At 45.6% G+C, this 20324-nt stretch carries 18 protein-coding genes, 4 pseudogenes and 1 other annotated feature; of the genes and pseudogenes, 11 read left to right on the top strand and 11 right to left on the bottom strand.

Going from position 1 to position 20324, the window contains the following annotated elements; all coding sequences use genetic code 11:
- Positions 1-95: 95 nt before the first annotated feature.
- Positions 96-203, top strand: a pseudogene (locus EAS44_RS04900) (transposase DNA-binding-containing protein); the annotation flags it as partial.
- A 37-nt stretch (positions 204-240) separates the two neighbouring features.
- Positions 241-333, top strand: a pseudogene (locus EAS44_RS25335) (ATP-dependent helicase); the annotation flags it as partial.
- A gap of 108 nt (positions 334-441) precedes the next feature.
- On the opposite strand, the gene EAS44_RS04895 reads toward EAS44_RS25335, so the two are convergent.
- From EAS44_RS04895 to EAS44_RS04860, 8 genes and pseudogenes are all read right to left on the bottom strand, one after another.
- Complete coding sequence (locus EAS44_RS04895) at positions 442-765, bottom strand: hypothetical protein (RefSeq protein ID WP_015953064.1); 324 nt, start codon at positions 763-765, stop codon at positions 442-444.
- Positions 766-829: 64 nt separating this feature from the next.
- Positions 830-1474 carry a hypothetical protein gene (locus tag EAS44_RS04890; RefSeq protein ID WP_001332013.1) on the bottom strand — a complete coding sequence of 215 codons (645 nt, stop codon included), beginning with the start codon at positions 1472-1474 and terminating at the stop codon, positions 830-832.
- Positions 1475-1494: 20 nt separating this feature from the next.
- On the bottom strand, positions 1495-1764 hold the full coding sequence (locus EAS44_RS04885) for a PerC family transcriptional regulator (RefSeq protein WP_000226516.1): 270 nt from the start codon (positions 1762-1764) through the stop codon (positions 1495-1497).
- Between the two features lie 78 nt (positions 1765-1842).
- Positions 1843-2488: pseudogene (locus EAS44_RS04880) on the bottom strand (IbrB-like domain-containing protein).
- The gene (locus EAS44_RS04875; protein ID WP_000999383.1) at positions 2473-3705 is read right to left on the bottom strand and encodes a phosphoadenosine phosphosulfate reductase; all 1233 of its coding nucleotides are present in this window, start codon (positions 3703-3705) and stop codon (positions 2473-2475) included. Before EAS44_RS04875 ends, EAS44_RS04880 begins: the two are co-directional and overlap by 16 nt.
- A 135-nt stretch (positions 3706-3840) precedes the next feature.
- Positions 3841-4485 (bottom strand): hypothetical protein, encoded by a 645-nt coding sequence (locus EAS44_RS04870; protein WP_001013662.1) that lies wholly within the window; start codon positions 4483-4485, stop codon positions 3841-3843.
- Between the two features lie 193 nt (positions 4486-4678).
- Positions 4679-6127, bottom strand: coding sequence for an ATP-dependent nuclease (locus EAS44_RS04865; protein WP_001350737.1), 1449 nt, complete (start codon positions 6125-6127; stop codon positions 4679-4681).
- Between the two features lie 170 nt (positions 6128-6297).
- Positions 6298-7511 (bottom strand): IS3 family transposase gene (locus EAS44_RS04860; protein WP_371415497.1). Its coding sequence is split into 2 segments (ribosomal slippage): positions 6298-7223 and positions 7223-7511, totalling 1215 coding nucleotides; the frame shifts between segments, so codons are not numbered across the junction.
- Positions 7114-7230: a sequence feature (AL1L pseudoknot), on the bottom strand. It overlaps the preceding gene by 117 nt.
- Before the next feature lie 37 nt (positions 7512-7548).
- Between EAS44_RS04860 and EAS44_RS04855 the strand changes: the two are divergent.
- Positions 7549-8725, top strand: a pseudogene (locus EAS44_RS04855) (IS256 family transposase).
- 179 nt (positions 8726-8904) lie between these two features.
- Here the strand turns inward: EAS44_RS04855 and ireA are convergent.
- Together ireA and EAS44_RS04840 are read right to left on the bottom strand one after the other, a co-directional pair.
- A complete protein-coding gene (ireA, locus tag EAS44_RS04850; RefSeq protein WP_000792544.1) occupies positions 8905-10953 on the bottom strand; it encodes a TonB-dependent siderophore receptor IreA in 2049 nt (682 codons plus the stop codon).
- Between the two features lie 781 nt (positions 10954-11734).
- On the bottom strand, positions 11735-12475 hold the full coding sequence (locus EAS44_RS04840; protein WP_001075450.1) for an inovirus Gp2 family protein: 741 nt from the start codon (positions 12473-12475) through the stop codon (positions 11735-11737).
- 179 nt (positions 12476-12654) lie between these two features.
- Here EAS44_RS04840 and EAS44_RS25070 point away from each other — a divergent pair, with 179 nt between their 5' ends.
- Positions 12655-12828 carry a hypothetical protein gene (locus EAS44_RS25070; protein WP_023150487.1) on the top strand — a complete coding sequence of 58 codons (174 nt, stop codon included), beginning with the start codon at positions 12655-12657 and terminating at the stop codon, positions 12826-12828.
- A 1338-nt stretch (positions 12829-14166) separates the two neighbouring features.
- Positions 14167-14955, top strand: a complete 789-nt coding sequence (locus EAS44_RS04830) for a hypothetical protein (RefSeq protein ID WP_000816188.1) — start codon at positions 14167-14169, stop codon at positions 14953-14955.
- On the opposite strand, the gene EAS44_RS04825 is transcribed toward EAS44_RS04830, so the two are convergent.
- Positions 14952-15902 (bottom strand): hypothetical protein, encoded by a 951-nt coding sequence (locus EAS44_RS04825; RefSeq protein WP_000157734.1) that lies wholly within the window; start codon positions 15900-15902, stop codon positions 14952-14954. The two genes, EAS44_RS04830 and EAS44_RS04825, sit on opposite strands and share 4 nt — an antisense overlap.
- Before the next feature lie 105 nt (positions 15903-16007).
- Here EAS44_RS04825 and EAS44_RS04820 point away from each other — a divergent pair, with 105 nt between their 5' ends.
- The 6 genes from EAS44_RS04820 (at position 16008) to EAS44_RS04795 (ending at position 20323) form a co-directional block, all read left to right on the top strand.
- A complete protein-coding gene (locus tag EAS44_RS04820; protein ID WP_000010416.1) occupies positions 16008-16892 on the top strand; it encodes a GTPase family protein in 885 nt (294 codons plus the stop codon).
- Positions 16893-17094: 202 nt separating this feature from the next.
- Positions 17095-17775: a helix-turn-helix transcriptional regulator gene (locus EAS44_RS04815; protein ID WP_001282927.1), complete on the top strand. Its 681-nt coding sequence runs from the start codon at positions 17095-17097 to the stop codon at positions 17773-17775.
- Between the two features lie 147 nt (positions 17776-17922).
- A complete protein-coding gene (locus EAS44_RS04810; RefSeq protein ID WP_001513975.1) occupies positions 17923-18600 on the top strand; it encodes a hypothetical protein in 678 nt (225 codons plus the stop codon).
- Positions 18601-18605: 5 nt separating this feature from the next.
- Positions 18606-18839, top strand: coding sequence for a DUF905 family protein (locus EAS44_RS04805; RefSeq protein WP_001278287.1), 234 nt, complete (start codon positions 18606-18608; stop codon positions 18837-18839).
- Between the two features lie 89 nt (positions 18840-18928).
- The gene (locus EAS44_RS04800) at positions 18929-19747 is read left to right on the top strand and encodes a DUF932 domain-containing protein (RefSeq protein WP_001175142.1); all 819 of its coding nucleotides are present in this window, start codon (positions 18929-18931) and stop codon (positions 19745-19747) included.
- Positions 19748-19837: 90 nt separating this feature from the next.
- Positions 19838-20323: an antirestriction protein gene (locus EAS44_RS04795; protein ID WP_000860054.1), complete on the top strand. Its 486-nt coding sequence runs from the start codon at positions 19838-19840 to the stop codon at positions 20321-20323.
- Position 20324 lies beyond the last annotated feature (1 nt).

Raw genomic sequence — 20324 nt, 5'->3', positions numbered from 1 at the left:
CCATCCGGTACTTTCCTTCCTCCCCGGTAGCCATTTTTTGAACTTTTTCTTCACCCGTTGATCTTCTCTTATATTTCATTTTATTCGACTCTGTTATGGTACTTTCTGATTGTTATTCATGGGCTAACGAGCAGTTTGGACATGCCCGTCTCGATGATCCGCGTAGTACACGACGCCTTGTATCACTGGCCTCTTCTCTCGCTCATGCCAGGTCGTGATCGATTCAGATGCCATTTTGCACCTTCAGAATTTGAGCTTGCTGCAGTTGTTCCTGATAAGGATCTGGATAAATATGACGAGTATTTACCAGAGTCTTTGCTTGCGAAAGGGTAGGGGGCAAAGGCGTATGATATAGAAAGAACGAGCATCTGGTTGCTGAAACACCTTCAGTGGACTGGATATATAGTCAGTGTATAAATGCTTGTTTATACCCTTATTTTTTTACTTACCTGTGGACTTACTTGGCTTTAGTCCCGGAGTATTGCCAGGAGTATCTTTATTATCGCGTCGGCGTTGATCCGGTTTTCCTACCGACTTAGCAATTGGTTTTGGACCTGGTTTAAGACCCATGATAGTTATCCTTCGAGATGTAAGAGGAATGCCCTCAACATTGGTATATTCTATACTGAGAAATTTTTCAATGGAAATGTTCAACGGCCGAATGATTAACTTGATATTGTGAGCAATATCTTTTTTTGGCACAGAGCGAACCGTTAGATTGCGCGTATTTTTATGGAAGGAGATCATCCAATAACGGTTACTCACCGATCTTCTTCATGGTAATACGCACCTGTTTTATTAACATATAGAAAAATTACTCCGGCATGTTTTATCTTTTTGAAATCAGGACATTTACCAGATCACTTAAAACTCTCTTTTGTTCTTCATCCTGAAGATATTGAATCCGGAATTTAATCTCTTCTGCCACCCGTCTTGTATCGGACTCATTAAGTATTTTTGTTATTCGCTGTCTCTGATGTTCAGGCTGGTCTTCCATATTTCGTAAAACCAGATGAAATAATATATCATAAAGTGCGCAATGCCATGAATAACCATCATTGGTTAAAATAAGCTCCCAAACCCGCTCCTGCTCGGCAATAAGCTGCAGAACAAAGGACTCAACCTGTTCTGTTTGTTCGGGGACAACACGGTATAGCGGAGCAATCACAGCAAAAGACAGTTCATTTAACCAGGATTCCGCTTCCTTCTCGCTCCTGAACGATGGACAGTTTTGTATTCTTCGTTCGTATTCACGGGTAATCTGCTCCAGAATATCCTCCGGCGGTGTCAGCCACTTATTCCTGAGCAATACACTGGTTGATGGATGACAGCTGGCTATTTCAGCAATAATTTCACGTAATGTCTCCGGGCTGAACTTCTTCAGCTGATTGTAGTGCTCCCGGGTAAAACCATGTTCATCGCATAAAAGTTGCCATGTCATTGACACACTGTCCGCCATATCTTTCTTCATCATTAATACCTGTTACCTGAATATCAACAGACCGGTGTACCTTTTCTGAATATCTCCCCGGACGGGCTGGCAATCCCCATTCGCCTCAGCGTGGCATCTGCAGCTTTCGCCACTTCGCTGATATCCAGCTTTTCAGGTAGCGGCGGGGACGATATCTGCGCCAGACAATAATTCCGGCGCAACAACAACCACTCCCGTTGTGCTTCTGTACATTCAACATTTCCCATAACAAAAAGCCAGCGGGCAGAAGCTCTGCGCCAGCAACCCGCCGCCTCCAGCTTCTGTGCAACCATGTCTTCCACGACTTCCGGGGTACTATTTTTCCTGCTCAAAACATCAACTCACTGAAATAATACTCATATATGACGGTCTCAGCGAACCGTCCATGCCGGGCTGAAATCCTCTTCCTGAAACAACTCCGTCAGTCCGCTAATCTGTTTCAGCCTCAGCACTTCATCCTGGTCCATCCCCAGGCTCTGTACCAATGCGTTCATCCGTCCAGCCCAGGCGTGACAGGTCCCTGACAATATCAGACATTGAGGTTATCTGGTGTTTACCCCTGGCCCGGTTATGCCGTATGGTGGCCGCCATACGTGTGGCCTGTCCCTTTCTTTCCGGATTAATACAGGCCACTGGCAACCAGCCTTTCAGGCGTTTTCCTGTACCTGCTTCCCTGCCCAGTAACTGACGATGAAAACCATCCACCACCAGATAGGGGTTCTTCTCCGCCGACACCACCACGGGTTGGGTGAAACCATCTTTCTCCAGTGACTGCTTCAGCAGTTTCTTCTCACCCGGCGCCATGACATTGGGGTTATAATCGTTGGCCACCACCTCATCTGCTTTCACCCACAGCACACAGTCCACAGGCTCCTGTGCAAAAGGGCTGACTTCATGAAGTACCCTGCGCAGATGATTCAGAGCCTGTATAGTCTCTTTTTCTGATCGTTCCTGGCTGAAGTACTGACGAATCATGTCACTCAGTACCTCCACTTCAGGTGTCACAGAATCCCCCATTCATTCCTCCTTTCCTTCATACGCTGCAGGTAACGTTCATAGTGCCGGGGTTTGTTCGGGCTGAAGGACAGCGTCCGGCACCAGAAATCATTCTTTATAAGAGTCTTACAGATACGTCGCCAGGACGGGATATCCCGGCAGCCCAGGTCATTCTCCTGTTCATCGGGAATGTCATCCGGGAAGCCCCGCGTCTGATACCAGCGCAGATAGACAGCTATCTTGTTGCGGTAATGTTCTGCTGTTCTTTCCGGCATCACATCCAGCAGAAACATCGCGTAGCTGCGCCAGGTATGATGGGCTGGTTTTGATATGCGCTTGCGCAGGGCAAAATAAGCACCGCTTTCATTGGCATAAAGTGCCCCGCTGGCAGCCCCTGATACCCGCTCACACATCCTGGCCCAGGTATCCGGCTCCAGAACATGGTAAAGCCACAGTCCCTTACGTTGTTCAGGACCAAAAGGTTCACAGACACGCATGTTGCGTAACGGTACGCCGGCACGGTACATCAGGTCATACAGGGGATTGTAGATGGCACGGGTTCTGGTGTGATATATCCAGATATCACGAGTTTTCCAGTCATACAGTGGATACATGGTGTAGTAAAACCCTTCAGGCGATGCCGTGGTCCAGGGCTTATCATCGGCGTATCTCAGTTTGCGCTGGGACACCAGTCCCATGAACCGGTTAAGGGACTCATCCGCACGGACACCGGTCAGTACTGCCACACCACATTTATTGTCTGCAAACCAGGAAGAAAATGCCGGAACAAATTCTTCAAACGTCATGGCATACCGATAAAATGGGAAATACGTCATGTCTGTAATGGCCTCTTCCGGTGGCTGGCGAACCCAGGTCACTCCTGGCTCCCAGCATATCCACTCCGGCTGAAACTGCGAGACGCCGTTTACCGTGGTCAGGGGAAGTGCCACCCAGTAAAAGGTTTCCGTCACATCATGGTACATTTCCCGCATCTTCTGAATATGTTCAATGGTGCACTGGTACTGAGCCTCCCAGTCAATAAACAGTACAGAGAAACGACGTTTTTTCCTGCGGGCCACATCAGCCAAAAGATGGAAAAGCACGGTGGAATCTTTACCCCCGGAAAAAGAGAGACAAACTGATGGAAATGTTTCAAAAATCCACTCAATACGAGCAATTGCTGCACGCAGAACATTCTCTCCAGTAAGGACTTTCTCCGTTAATAAATTATCATTCATTTATTTTTACTTTATGCAAAAGAAACCCGTTGATATCTCCAATACATAGCAACAAACATTAAATAATATTTAATTAATTATTACAGAGATCGTTTTTACCCTTATATATAAAGTAAGCTACATACATAAATTTTTTCAATAAGAGATTTTTATTGCTGATACTGGCACTGTAACAATCCCAGTAAGAGAACGATTAATAACCACCCACTCATGTGGTTCAACCAGCCAGGAGTTTACATGTTCTGAATCAATAAAATCATGGCAATATAATATATCTGAAGCAGGTATATCCAATTCCAGTTTAACACGTCCGTGATATTCATTCGCATCATTAAAAGAATTCAATATATCCATCTCAAAAGAAATTACCCCCTCCCCCCTCATCTCTGCTGTTTCTTTTAACTCAGCAATCATATCTGCATACCTGCCATTAAGTTTCCTGCCTAACTGGACAGTTGTAATTTTCTTTTCGTTGCAGCATCGCTGAGTATGTTCATATATAGCCATCACTTCCCGGCAAATACAATCAACTTCTATATCACTCAAAGAATTATATATATCCATAACTTTTCTCTCATAACGCAAAAAACGATTAAATATACGATAATGAGAGAGCAAATCAGGATTTATTACTTTTATTAAAAATAAAGTTAATAAAACATAACCTATCTGTTTGCTACCATTAAACCCAATAAAATCACTTACCACATCTCCTTTCAATCTACCTGTTCCGATACAACGAGCTAACAATTCACTCCTGACATTATATTTACCATTCATATTCGCCACACTATCCTGAACAACAAATGATCACCAAAATGCGTTTAAATACCCTACAAACAAACTATCTCACTGAATAAATTGCAACACTTCCCCTTCCACAACGTCCTAAAGGCTTTATATAAAAACAGCAAAAACGAATTAGTTATGCAAAGTCATTTATATGAAACCCAGCCATTAACCAATGTTATAATCAGCATCCCATAACGCGAACATTATCACTTTCACCATTATTTTTTGCCCATATTTTTAATTGTTCCATGAGTTGAGCATTAAAATCATCATCGGGTTCAAAGTCATCAGGATCATAACACTCCCCTTCAAACAAATTAATTATAAGATTTTGAATCTTTTCTTTTAATTTTTCATCGCGCGAAATTCGATTAAATGCTGTATAGGGTTTATCTTTCCCCAACTCCTCACCACCTAAAAAACGCTCAAAATCGGGGGCACTCCAACGATGATATACTTTTTTCCCATTATTCCTGCATTTTATAATCTCATTTCTAATGATCGTATTAAGCGTCCATGAACCATTATTCGAACCATCTCTACGATAAGGCCAATCAATATCATGTACAATCCCAAAATCTGCTTTAAAATGATTTAACATCTTTATCAAAGGAACCAGAACCGCCTTACCTCTGGCTCTGACAATACTTACCTTACCTGACATCTCATGTTTTTCTTTAGTGATTGCTGAAATAAATGCCGCATGTTCAGTATCACCTTCAACAATAATTGGATAACTCCCAAAAAATATTTCAGCAAAACCAATATCTGTAAGTTGTAGTGCCTGTAAATTATCTTTCTCATCAAGTGAGAAGTTAGCTTCATCAGCCACATACAAGCGTGGAGAAAGTGATTTCCCATCTGTTGAACGTTGCATACGAGCAATCGTAGTATGATCCTCAAGAGGGTTTATAAAGTATGGTGAATGAGTTGTTAATAGCACCTGCCAATCTGGATGTTTACCAAGTTCATAAAGATGCGCTTGCGCCGCTCTGGCAGCCATTGGGTGTAACGCATTTTCTGGCTCATCCATTAAAAGAATATATCCGGGCAAGGCTGGATCGTCTGTATCTTCAGGAACAGGGGCGCCATTTTCAATAGCATCTATTTGTTGTTTCAGAAGATTTATATTTTCACTTTTTACATTTTTCCTCACCTCTTTTTTAAGTTGTTCTCTAAAGGATTTAAGAAGAGCTTCTCGCTTTTCATTTTGTCGGCTAATTTCATTATGAACCTGGAGCATTGCCCAAAAAAGAGCTCGTCTTGCTCCTGTCCCCTGTTGCCCAATGCGAGAGTTTCCCGCAGCCTCTTTGACTAATAAACCAGACCCCTGCTTTAATAAATTGTCTATTTTAAGCTCAGGTGGATTCATTTCAACACTGAGCTGAACACCAAGAGCAGGAAAGACATGTTGAAACCCTGTCTGAATTTGTCGAGAAATAGAAGAAAATCGTTCTTGATGAGGTTCAGCGATCTCATTTACAGCTTTAACCAAAGCTGCTTTAACTTTTGATATTTGTGACTCTTTATTACACTCCAGAGCCTTCAACTCTTTCACTAAGGGAGTCAACGCAAGAGTGAGCAATGTCTCTTCTGTAGTCGCTGCATCATCCAGTGATCTAATTCGCATTGGTCTTGGCAAACGTGATTTAAAAACATTATCGGCTCCACCGGCCTTGCTGTCCTCTGACCAGTCTTCAGTCTGAGGATCCCATGTTTTTCTTGTTGGTTTTCCCGTTTCATCCCAAACCCATAAACTGAACCGCCCCGGGTTTCCTGGAGAGTGTTTTATCTGTGAACTCAGGCTGCCAGATCATTGTTTCCGATGGAAGCATAATAAGCTTTTTCTGCTTCTGCCGGAGGAGTATGGCCCAGCCTTCCCAGCAATCGTCGATTGTTATACCAGTCCACCCACGTTAGTGTGGCCAGTTCCACTTCTGCACGGTTTTTCCAGCTCTTACGGTGTATTACCTCCGCTTTGTAAAGACCATTGATGCTCTCAGCCATCGCGTTGTCATACGAGTCGCCTGTACTCCCTGTTGATGCCAGTAATCCGGCTTCTTTTAGTCGCTCCGTATAGGCCAGTGACACATACTGAGAGCCTTTATCGCTGTGATGGATGGTGCCAGACGGACGACGGGCCCACAACGCCTGCTCCAGCGCATCCAGCACGAATGTCGTTTCCATAGACGATGAGACCCGCCACCCCACGATGTATCCAGCAAACACATCAATGATAAACGCCACATAGACGAAGCCCTGCCATGTGCTGACGTAAGTAAAATCAGCCACCCACAGCTGGTCAGGACGTTCTGCCACGAACTGACGGTTTACGCGGTCACCTGTGGCAACGGTTTTCCGGCTGACGGTAGTGCGGACCTTTTTACCCCGGAGAACACCGGCAAGTCCCATAACCGCCATGAGGCGCGCCACTGTACATCTGGCCACCCTGATTCCTTCCCGTAACAACTGACGCCAGACTTTACGCACACCGTACACCTGATGATTTTCATCGTATACGCGCTGTATCTCTCTCTTCAGCCAGTCATCGCGCTGCGCACGGGTACAGCGTTTATCAGGATGATGCCGCTGCTGCTGACAGTGGTAATACGTTGACGGGGCAATATGCAGTTCACTGCATACCGGTCCGACCCCGTACTGCTCACGCAGCTTATCCAGCAGTGGCATTATTTTTTCCAGAGGCGGTCGAACTCCGCCTTCGCAAAATAAGCGGAAGCCTGGCGAAGGATATTGTTACTGCGGTGCAGTTCACGATTTTCACGTTCCAGCTCTTTCAGACGCTGACGTTCAGCGGTGGTAAGCCCACCATCACCGCCTCCGGTATCCCGCTCATACTGGCGAACCCAGACACGCAGAGTCTCCGGCGTACAGCCAGTCTTTGGAGCAATGGAACAAATTGCCGCCCATTGTGAGTCATATTCGCCCTGACTTTCCAGAACCATACGAACTGCCCGTTGACGGACTTCGGGGGAAAAAAGTGTTTTTTTAGTCATCCTGTTTACCTCTTTCTCAGGGAATTTAGTCTCCAGGATTCCCGGGGCGGTTCAATCCGGCCAAGCATTAACCGGCAAGGATGGTATCCTAACGCCATTAATCAAACAGTTAACAGAAACCGCTCTGGCCGCTGAACTCGACTCCCATCTGGCTCAGGATGTTGAAGTCAATCGTAAAAATGGTTCCGGAAAAAAGACCATTAAAGCCCCGACTGGCAGCTTTGAGCTGGCAACTCCACGTGATCGTAATAGTTATTTTGAACCCCAACTGGTGAAGAAGCACCAGACCACGTTGTCTGATGAGCTCGAGCGCAAGATCATTCGCCTGTTCGCGCTGGGGATGAGCTACCAGGATATCAGCCGGGAGATCGAAGATTTATATGCCTTCAGTGTTTCCACGGCTACCATCAGTGCGGTTACCGATAAAGTCATTCCTGAGTTAAAACAGTGGCAGTAGCGCCCGCTGGAAAAGGTTTATCCCTTCGTCTGGCTGGACGCCATTCACTATAAAATCCGCGAAGATGGGTGTTATCAGAGCAAGGCAGTTTATACCGTACTGGCGCTGAATCTGGAAGGCAAAAAAGAAGTCCTGGGCCTGTATTTGTCGGAAAGCGAAGGCGCTAACTTCTGGCTGTCAGTATTAAGTGATCTGCAAAACCGTGGCGTTGAAGACATTCTGATTGCCTGCGTGGATGGGCTGACCGGCTTCCCTGAAGCGATAAACAGCATTTATCCGCAGACAGAGGTACAGTTGTGCGTCATTCACCAGATACGTAACTCGATTAAATATGTGGCGTCAAAACACCATAAAGCGTTCATGGCCGACCTGAAGCCAGTGTATCGTGCGGTGTCAAAAGAAGCAGCGGAAACGGCGCTGGATGAGCTGGAAGCGAAACGGGGGCAGCAATATCCGGTGGTGCTCCAGTCCTGGCGCCGCAAGAGGGAAAATCTGTCAGCGTACTTCCGCTATCCGGCGAATATCCGCAAGGTGATCTACACAACCAACGCGATAGAATCAGTCCACCGCAAGTTCAGGAAACTGACCAAAACCTAAAGGTGCTTTCCCGAATGAAAACAGCCTGTTGAAGCTACTTTATCTGGGACTGATGAACGCACAGGAGAAATGGACAATGCCCATCCAAAGCTGGAATTTGACATTGTCGCAGTTAGCCATTTATTTTGAAGGGCGGCTGAATAATGTGATGACGCTGTAGAATTTTTAACGTGACACAGAATTCTGAACGCTCTCAAATTAAAATCATCGATATTTAACAAGTTTAAATTATTAAGATTATTTTAATCAAGATTAAAAGCATTACAACCTGGAAACTGACATTACTGATTACTACACTGGTACCTGAGGCTCACGGCCTCAGGTTGTCTTTATATACTCTCAGAAGGATACTCTTACATTAGCCCAATAACGGCGTCCTTCATCGACCTGCCAGTTACCATCAATGGTATCGATATCCTCGCTCTTTCTGTCTGTGACGTTAAGAACGGCAAAATTAATCAGCGTGTCTGGCAGAATCAGGTAATTTAGACCAATATCCATAGATGTGAATCCATTACGAACGCGGGGAACCTTAGCACCATTTCTTTGTGCTGCCCAGATTTGTTTTCCCGTATAATTCAGAGATGAATAAAATGTAATATCCTGAGTGTAATCCCATTCCAGTTTTGCATTGGCTGCATGTCTGGGAGTTCTTTCCAGAGGTTCCCCTTTCAGCGACTTGCCATTGAGACTTTCGTCATCACTTTTTCGACGAGAGTCAGTAAATGTATAGTTTGCAGATACATGCCATTTATCATACACAGGAATCTGAGTTGCAAGCTCCACCCCTCTGATATTTGCCTCACCTACATTATCATAAATAAAAGTGTTTAACCCGGTGACTGGATCTTTTGTACCTATATCGTAACTGGTCAACTTATTTTTAAAATCAGTATTAAACAGCGTCGCGCTCGCCGAAAAACCACTATCATTACTATAAATAATACCGATCTCTTCGGTTACACTGGTCTCCGGTTTCAGGTCCCTGTTTCCATACATAATAGAGGCACCACCCTGCGTCAGTGTTCCAAATCCAGGACTCACCTCACGAATTGAAGGAGCCCGAAATGCTTTTGCGATCCCCCCTTTGAGTGTGAGATTATCGGTCAGGTTATAAACAGCGTACAATCTTGGATTCCAGTAACTGCCATAGATTTCATGATTATCGAGACGCAGTCCTCCAGTCAGGGCGAGAGAATCCGTTGCTGCATATTCATTTTCTATAAAAACAGCTTTCTGTTTAATTGAAACAGACTGTGTTTCTGTCGTTTTTTTACCCGTGGCTGAGTCATCACGGAGCTCTGCATGCTGAAATTGACCTCCGATGGTCAGTACATTTTCCGGCAGAAATGCCGTCACTTTTGCATCTATGATTGTGTTGGTTATTTCCGGTTTTCTTGACTCGTAATTAAGATCCCAATGATTATATTTATCTTTTTTACCTGATTTAACCTCACGAATAACTTTCTCCTGATAAACAGCAATTTCAGGATGCAGTATTTCGCCCTGGGCATTCCATGCTGCTACCCAGTGACTACGTGAATTATGCGTTTCTCTTTTACTGTTTGGTTGTTTAAGATTTCCCCGCATAGTCCAGGCATCGAGAGACTCACCTGGTGTTAATGTATGCACCTGGTTATTTTTTCCATATTCAAAAACAAACTTCTGGCTTTCAGTCGGAGTAAACTGGAGCGTTGCCGTTATATTCTTATTATCTTTTGCCGGTGTTCCCTGAGAGATACTATCTTCCTTGCGATAGTTCATTCCTCCATATAGCTGAAGACCAAGTTTATCCTTAATCAATGGGCCTGACAGATAGAAGTCATTTGTGGTTGAGTTACCAAATTTCCCATGTTCCTGAATAATCCCCCCAAGTCCAAGTACGCCATCCCATGTTTGGTTATTAACTGGTTTGGTTATGATATTAATGACCCCTCCGATGGCATCAGAACCATACAGGGAAGACATAGGGCCACGGATCACTTCAATGCGTTCAATTGCTTCCACAGGAGGGATAAATCCGGCTTCAAAACCGCCGCTGCCGTTTGGTCTGGATTCCCGACCGCTCTGACGTCGTCCATCGACCAGAATCAGCGTGTAATCGCCACTTAGACCACGTATACTGATATCCGGTTTTTCATTCCCACCAGTGATACTAATCCCTTCAACATCTTTTACTGCATCGACCAGATCTGAAACCGGTTTTTTTTGCAGTTGTTCTGAAGTAATGACTGAGACACTGGCCGGGGCATTTCTGAGCTGCTGAGTGAACCCGGAGGCAGTAACAACAAGCGTATCTTCTTTTTTATCAGAACTGGCATAACCTGATGATATAACTGCAGAACACATCACGGCAATGCCCGGAGCAATGATATATTTGTTCTTCATAAATTTCCCTTTGCCAAAGGCGTAATGATAATGATTTGCGTTAGCAAAGAGGAAATTTACAATGAACAGAAAAGAAGGTAAATCACATTTCGCTCATTCAGTTAATATTTTCGAATAATTTCCTGAACATGCCAGACTTGATGAGAACAGCAGAACAGCAGAACAGCCCCTTTCTCCGGGGAACTCTTTACTACATAATTTATAGTCCTGTCGAAGATGTAAGCTCTTTCATCTGGATATCTCCATCAACAACATTCCAGTAGAGCACACGAGAGCGACAGGGGACTGGCGTTATTTATTACGGTATGCTTGTCTGATTTGGTAGAAAATAAAAATGGGCGACTGACCAGATATGGGAGTCTCCGGTCAGTCATTCGCTTGTAGATGCAGGACATAAGCGAACCAGGGCCCACTGCTTGTGCGCAAAAGCAAGGAGAGTTTACCCTAGCAGATTGAGTTACACCAGATCATCACCTCACTGACCAGTCAGAAATTCCGACTCATCTTCCACCACTAAACCTGCTCCATCCCAGTCCTGAACCTTCCCTCGCCAGCAGCCAGGATCGTACGGTTCACCACCATCCTCTTCCGTGAATGACCGTAAGTGAGCAGCACCAAAATAAATCGGTACTTCCAATAACAGATAGTGAAAGCGTAAGGTGAAATATGAACATGAGAATGGAAGCAGATACATGACTTCAGGACGACTTTTTCAGAAAACGAGCTAAGGGCGTTGGCTGACGCCCTTACTGTGGCATAAGCTCAGGCTCCGGATGCCGTTTTACAGGCTTCTCCTGCCATCCAGTAGACGTCCCGGCCCACGACTGCAACCATAATTACGTTGCCCGGAACCGTTATGCAACTTCGTTTCATATTTTACGAGATAACTGGCTCTGTTCCGGGCTTTCTGCAGCGCTCCCACATCACCACGCTTGATCCAGAGAACAGCGGCTTCACCCGGCTTTTTGTCTGAAGCCTTCCAGGTATCAGAACATCCACCCGACAAAGGCGTGTCATCGGAAGAAGGGCGAGCATCAGACGATGCTGGTTTACGGGAAGGCGTCCACCTGGAAAAATGGACCAGGCCATCGCCTTGCCAGGGCTCAAGATGCAGGGCGCTGCACCATGCCTCCTGGATCATCGTCGCCAGCGAAGACGGTTCGCTGAAATCCCCGATCGAGCACCAGGTATCTTTGTTGAGCAGTAATATCACGTGATAATGTTTCCTGCCATACATCTTGCCGAACTCCCGGCACCAGAAATAACGCAGGCTGGTTGCATGCACACGCTGATTGGCACATCTTTTTTTCCGCTGGTAAGCCTGAATTTTGGCTTTCAGGGATGCAAAAAAACGAGAAATCACCGCTGAATCCGGATCGGGATCCATGATGGTGACAGGCATATACTCAGGGAAACGTAAATCCACTCGGATTAACGAGACGGCACGGTGCTGCGCCAGGGCACTGTCGAGAAGGATGTCAAAACGGGATAACCAGTAAGCATTGTGTATTGGTTGATTCATGATGAGAGATCTCCGTTGATTTGGATTGACTTCACATCATTCATCAACGCGGTAAAACTTTACGGCATCCGGCATTGAGCAATGCTACAACTCTCTGATTAAGAGTGATTGAAACGGAACAAACCATCCCGGAACGAAAAGATAATCCTGCACACAGCAGCAAAACACGCAACAACAGCATGAATGGATTTAAAAACGACATGGACGACGAGAAAAGCCTGAAGGGAAAAGGATCCACAGAACATTCGAACAAAACACCAGAAACGCAACCAGAACGCTTCCTGGCAATGCAAATCAACAACAACACCAAAACCTACAGCTTAACCACACAACTCAATCACAGAGCCGAATAGCGCACTTAAAACCTGTTTACAGATAACCCTGCCACAAGAACAAAGTTCACCAATATCAGAATCGATTTTCTTATCCTGAAAACGTTACTTTTCAACACACCATAAAAACGATTAACCATCGATAACGTAAATCTCATCTGAATCAAAACACCAGAACCAATCATCACGCTTTTTCTGAAAAGAGCCTTATGATAAAGATAATCACCTTGCACTGAGAAAAAACACCAGGGCCAGTTAATCATCTCATCAATCTCATCGTCACAAAATCATCCATAGAACCATTTAACAAAATCGTCGCAAGCACACCGTAAATCACACCAGGTTATCTCAGTCGGATTTGCGTTTTTACGTAAAGACACTTGTCTCAGGTTAACGACTAAAAACACAAAAACTCAGAAAAGGTTAAACGCAACATCAGTAAAATCGAATAGCAGATTGATTGCTTAAACAAAAAGGTTTTACAGCAGCTTTAAACTGATTTTAGCTAACGTAAAGATTTACTAAACTGGATGTGTTTCAGACAAAGCAATGTGTACAGCAATGCTTAATGAAAACACTTATAGGGCTGTTTATGAAAACACGTGTATGTCTGGTAAAACACTTAGTAGAAAATACGTGTATAACACTTACTGAAATGCTTAGTAAAAATACTTAGTAAAATATGTGTATATAGTATCATACCGACATTCTCAATATCTTCAGACTTCCATACATACTAGGTGTTAATTTTTCACTTTTACAGCCAGCATGGAGTTTTCTGTCCTAAAAACAGAGCAGATTTACTCTGGAATTATTTTTCTGCCCCCGTACTTCAGGCCCCAGAAAAGACAATCCGAAGCAAACCGTTTGTCAACCTCCATATCATCTTTTACCCCCGGAAAGTGATCGCGTTTTACAACCAGAATGACAGCCATACTGATTATGTCGTCTCCCGGCCCCTTCACATATAACATGCATGTCTGTCATTGCTTACTGCTCTACATGACAGGATTTCACATACAGGATGCGCAGTCAGTGTTTTTATCGCCACTATAACAGACAGATTACTGTCGCTTTTACTCTTCAGATTGTTAATCTGACCACAAGAACAGTCGAACAGTACAACGACACACCTAAGGAGGATATGATCCGTAGTTGATAGCATGTTTTATTTTATTATGAATAGATCAAGAAATAGTTCTTGATATGTCTGGAATAGTTTTGTGAATAGTTCTAGAATATCCCCATAATCAGCTTTGAAGTGCTTGCAGGGTGATATTTTTATTGATTCCCTTGCATATACAACTGACATGTGATGGTGAAAATCACCAGAAAAGAAAACGATTGAGGCGTAATCAGATGAAACAATATAAAGGCGGTTATAACGTGAATAGATATGACTGGAAAAATAAAACAACTGAGCATTTATTGAATGATAATAATCTGGCAGATAATCACATACCTGAATGGATCAGAAAAAATGAAATTGCAGCATTCTGGTTCTGGTTAATTATGTCTCATACAGTTCCCGAAAAACTTAAACTTAATAATGAATCTGAGTTCAATTCTGCCTTGAAGGGGGTGATCGTTATGAAGGATAACCCCATGACAATTATTCCTTCAAGTCATGAAACACGACTGAATGTTATAGGGAAATGGATTAATGCGTTAATCCTTTATGGGGAAGCAGATCGGATTATCTCAATAATGCATCAAAACTGGCTGGGACTCGAAAAGAGAAACGAAGCCAAATGGCTTAAAAAGAATACCGAACAACTGAAATGGGCATGGGAATATATTGATGCACGTATCTCACCCACATATCTTTCCTGGTTTAATCCTGTAAATGATAACGAAAGATATATTGCCATTGTAGTTTTACTAAAAATGTTATTCCCCACAGACACACCCTGTTTACTGACGCCAAAAGAATTTCACCTAGGATTCGCTGCAAAAGAAAGATTTTTCGACAAGATGCACAATGCATTCAGAAAACAGTTTATCGATGGAAAAAAAGATAAACGGGTACAAATCAACGTAAAGATATCGCCATCCGCAAAAAGCGCTCTGGACAGACTGACCAGAGAGCGGAAAACAACACAGCAGGCTATTCTGGAACAACTGATTCTGTACGGTAGACTGGATTAACTTTCACCACTTTCGCTCCTAGCGATTTTCTTCTTTTTGTAGTGTCTGCTTGCTGCGGGCATCAGGTATTTTTCCGTCATTTTGTTGCAGAACGCTTCAATGTAGTTAACCATTTTCTGGTGTGCTTTCACCTTTTCCTCCCCAGGGGACATTTTCAGATAAATGTCCTCCTTTTCCACAAGTGCATTTATAAACTCCTCTAAACATCCCTGGTTATAAAGCGACGTGAAAAACAACACATTCCCCAGTCTCTCCAGTAATTGCGATTTAACCCTGTATTGTTGTTTTCTGAGAATTGATTGTTTTCTAAAGCTCAGTCTTGTTAAAAGTTGTTCAAATCTTGGTTCAAATTTAAAAACAGATTTTAATCTTAGGGATTGATACTCCTGATAAAACAGTTCAAACGTCGGGGATGCTGACCGAAGAACAGGTCGGGCCACAGCCCGTGGACTAAATCCCATGACTGAGATTTCCTTTCCCTCCTCCTGCAAGTTCAGAGGCAGTTCAGCAATCCATGCGTCCAGCTTAGCTGAATCGCTCTCCTTGCTCAAAACCTCATACAAACTGCCCGTGAACGGTTGAGCCGATTTTGGGGTTGCTTCACCTTTTGACTGTCTGAATCCATCCACTTTTCTCCGGATACTACGCGGAATCAGCATAAAAGGCGGGGCATTAAGAGATAAATGTTTACCAGTCATACGATGGCATTGTCCCACCTCGATCCAACAGGAAAATTTACTAACCGACCTTATCTTAAGCGCAATTATGTTAAGCAGGTACAGATAACGCACCGTATAACGATTAAAATGTTTCTCAGGATCAAACGATTCTGACCGTTCCCCTCTGTACACAAGTCCACTACGCTTCAGTATTCGCTGGGTATCTTTCCAGGCCTGACTTTTACAAATGCTCATTCGGCGTAGCGTATTAATCGACAGTGATGCCATCACTCCTCCCGAACTTTGTCACTCCAGATTTTTTCACGCCCATATTACCTGAATGATAAACCGGATTAGTGTGATCCGGTTCAGTGAAATCAACAGGATACCGGTATGTCATTCAGCCATTCTTCCCTCTCCGCACAAGTGAAATCATATCTGACGTTTCTTCCTGAAGAAATTCGCCAGAAAATCCTTGAACATCTCCACAGTGTTATTCATTACGAGCCCGTGATTGGCATTATGGGTAAATCCGGCACCGGCAAAAGCAGCCTGTGTAATGCCATTTTTCAGTCCCGTATCTGCGCCACGCATCCCCTGAACGGCTGCACCCGCCAGGCTCATCGTCTTACCCTGCAACTCGGTGAACGCAGAATGACGCTGGTCGATCTGCCCGGCATTGGTGAAACACCGCAGCATGATCAGGAATACCGGACACTTTATCGTCAGCTGCTACCGGAACTGGATCTGATTATCTGGATCCTGCGGGCAGATGAACGCGCGTATGCCGCCGACATTACCATGCATCAGTTTTTACTGAATGAAGGCGCAGATCCCTCGCGTTTTCTGTTTGTTCTCAGCCATGCCGATCGCGTGTTTCCTGCTGAAGAATGGAATGCCACAGAAAAATGCCCGTCCCGTCAGCAGGCGCTCTCACTGGCGACGGTGACAGCCCGGGTGGCAACCCTGTTCCCTTCATCATTTCCAGTACTCTCCGTTGCTGCACCTGTCGGCTGGAACCTTCCGGCGTTTGTGTCGCTGATGATCCACGCACTGCCACCACAGGCAACCAGCGCGGTGTATTCACATATCCGGGGAGAAAACCGCTCTGAACAGGCCCGGAAACACGCACAACAGACTTTTGGTGAAACCATCGGGAAAAGTTTTGACGACGCCGTTGCCCGTTTCAGTTTTCCGGCCTGGATGTTACAGCTTCTGCGCAAAACCCGGGACCGCATTATCCACCTGCTGATCACACTGTGGGAGCGTCTGTTCTGACACACTCACGCCGACAGGATGTGTCGCTGGATTAACGAGCATTCTTCTTTTTATGAAATCATGCTTAAAAATCAGATAATTAAAAGAATATTTTTTCTGCTGCATTTTATTCCTGATTATCCGGATGCGACACATCCTTTCAACATCATGATGCATAATAACATCATGAAATAAAAGATGTTTTCTTACGGAGTGCACATCTATGTCTGATAATCGTTCCCGGCATGATCGCCTGGCGGTTCGCTTATCACTCATTATCAGCCGACTGATGACCGGAGAATCTCTGTCACTAAAAACACTGTCAGATGAATTTGGCGTTACAGAACGTACTTTACAGCGCGATTTTCATCAGCGTCTGGTTCACCTGGATTTAGAGTACAGAAATGGCAGGTACAGCCTCAGACGACAGAGCAGCCCGGGTGCGATCCCTGAAATGCTTTCTTTTATACAGAATACCGGGATCGCACGGATACTTCCGCTCCGGAACGGACGACTGATAACCTGTCTTACCGACAACCAGGAGCCCTCTCCCTGCCTTATCTGGCTACCGGCGCCGGATATCACTGCAACGTTCCCCGAGTGTTTCTCGCAACTCATCCTGGCAATAAGACAGTGTATCCACATCTCTCTGATGGCTGAGCGATGGTATCCGTCACTGGAGCCCTGCCGGCTCATTTATTACAGCGGTAGCTGGTATCTGATCGCGTTACAGAAGGGAAAACTGCAGGTCTTTCCTCTGGCAGATATCAAATCAGTCAGCCTGACATCAGAACGGTTTGAACGGAGAGGCCACATCCACAGTCTGGTCGCTGAAGAGCGTTTTATCTCCGCCCTGCCACATTTCTCTTTCATCCATAAACTTATCAACACCTTTAACCTGTGATCGCCGGCCTGCCAAAGCCGTCCCAACAGGTATGGAGACAATATGTTGAACAGAAAACTAAATATACGGCTACGTCATTCCCTGAACAGTCACTGCATACCTTCCATCATTATCAATAACACCGTACGTTCATTTCAGAGGTCAGTCATGAATACCAGAGCTCTTTTTCCCCTGCTGTTCACTGTGGCATCATTCTCCGCCTCCGCCGGCAACTGGGCTGTCAAAAACGGCTGGTGTCAGACCATGACGGAAGATGGTCAGGCGCTGGTAATGCTGAAAAATGGCACGATTGGTATTACCGGCCTGATGCAGGGATGCCCGAATGGTGTACAGACGCTCCTGAGCAGCCGTATCAGTATTAACGGTAACCTGATCCCCACATCACAAATGTGTAATCAGCAGACGGGATTCAGGGCTGTTGAGGTGGAAATCGGACAGGCGCCGGAAATGGTCAAAAAAGCCGTTCACTCCATAGCAGAGCGTGATGTGTCCGTTTTACAGGCATTTGGTGTACGAATGGAATTCACCCGCGGTGATATGCTGAAGGTCTGTCCGAAATTTGTCACATCACTTGCCGTTTTTTCCCCGAAACAGACGACCACTATTAATAAAGACTCCGTACTGCAGGCTGCCCGACAGGCATACGCCCGGGAATATGACGAGGAAACAACAGAAACCGCTGATTTTGGCTCTTACGAAGTAAAAGGCAATAAGGTTGAGTTTGAAGTATTCAATCCTGAAGACCGTGCGTACGACAAAGTGACCGTCACGGTTGGTGCTGACGGTAATGCCACCGGCGCCAGCGTTGAATTTATCGGAAAATAGCCGGTATGTCGGACTGCCACCCTGTTTTATTGCCCGAAGGCCCTTTCTCACGCGAACAGGCGGTTGCCGTCACAACAGCTTACCGCAATGTGCTTATTGAGGATGACCAGGGAACGCATTTCCGGCTGGTTATCCGCAATGCCGAAGGGCAGCTACGCTGGCGGTGCTGGAATTTTGAACCTGATGCCGGAAAACAGCTAAATTCGTATCTCGCCAGTGAGGGAATTCTCAGGCAATAAACGTCTTCATTTCATCCATCAGGCCGCGTCTTCTCCGGGAGACGCGGCCTTTTCATTTATACCGCTAACTCATTCATAAGGAGCAAAGTATGCAATTAGCCAGTCGTTTTGGTCATGTAAATCAGATACGCCGTGATCGTCCCTTAACTCGTGAAGAACTGATGCAGGTCGTCCCCAGCGTATTCGGGGAAGATAAGCACACATCCAGAAGCGAGAACTATACCTGGATCCCCACCATCACAGTGCTGGAAAGCCTGCAGCGGGAAGGTTTTCAGCCATTCTTCGCCTGCCAGACCCGTGTGCGCGACCCGGGCCGCCGGGGATACACCAAACACATGCTGCGTCTGCGCCGTGACGGGGAGATAAACGGACAACATGTCCCTGAAATCATCCTGCTGAACTCCCATGACGGTACCTCCAGCTACCAGATGCTGCCGGGTTACTTCAGGTTCGTCTGCCAGAACGGATGCGTCTGTGGTCAGTCTCTGGGGGAAGTGCGTGTTCCACACCGGGGAAATGTAGTGGAGAAAGTTATCGAAGGGGCTTACGAGGTGGTGGGGGTTTTTGACCGGATTGAAGAAAAGCGTGACGCCATGCAGTCGCTGGTCCTGCCGCCACCGGCACGCCAGGCGCTGGCACAGGCGGCACTGACTTACCGTTATGGTGACGAACATCAGCCCGTCACCACCGCCGACATTCTGACGCCGCGACGCCGGGAGGATTACGGTAAGGACCTGTGGAGCGCATATCAGACCATCCAGGAGAATATGCTGAAAGGCGGGATTTCCGGTCGCAGCGCTAAAGGAAAACGTATCCACACCCGTGCCATTCACAGCATCGACACGGACATTAAGCTCAATCGCGCATTGTGGGTAATGACAGAAACGCTGCTGGAGAACATGCGCTGATGCAGCACATCCCTGAAGACGTGATTCAGGCTCCCCTACCCCCTGCTCCCCGAAAACCCTGCATTTATTTGTTTTATAAGGATTTCACTCATGAAAACTGTTTCTCAGAACACCTGTACACTTTCTGCTTCCGTAGTCACAGCTTCAGAGAATGACCAGCCTCAACTGGTTGCCACTCTCGTTCCTCATGAACAGCGCATCAGCTTCTGGCCGCAGCATTTTGGCCTCATTCCACAGTGGGTGACCCTGGAACCCCGTGTCTTCGGCTGGATGGACCATCTTTGCGAAGACTACTGCGGTGGTATCTGGAATCTGTACACCCTGAACAACGGCGGGGCATTTATGGCACCCGAACCGGATGACGATGATGACGAGACATGGGTACTGTTCAATGCCATGAACGGTAACCGTGCTGAAATGAGCCCGGAAGCCGCCGGCATTGCTGCCTGTCTGATGACGTACAGTCATCATGCCTGTCGCACGGAGTGTTATGCCATGACGGTTCATTATTACCGTCTGCGGGACTACGCCCTGCAGCATCCGGAATGCAACGCCATTATGCGCATCATTGACTGAA

The organism is Escherichia coli DSM 30083 = JCM 1649 = ATCC 11775, assembly GCF_003697165.2.
Lineage (GTDB): Bacteria > Pseudomonadota > Gammaproteobacteria > Enterobacterales > Enterobacteriaceae > Escherichia > Escherichia coli.
This window is presented reverse-complemented; position numbering and strand designations above follow the sequence as displayed.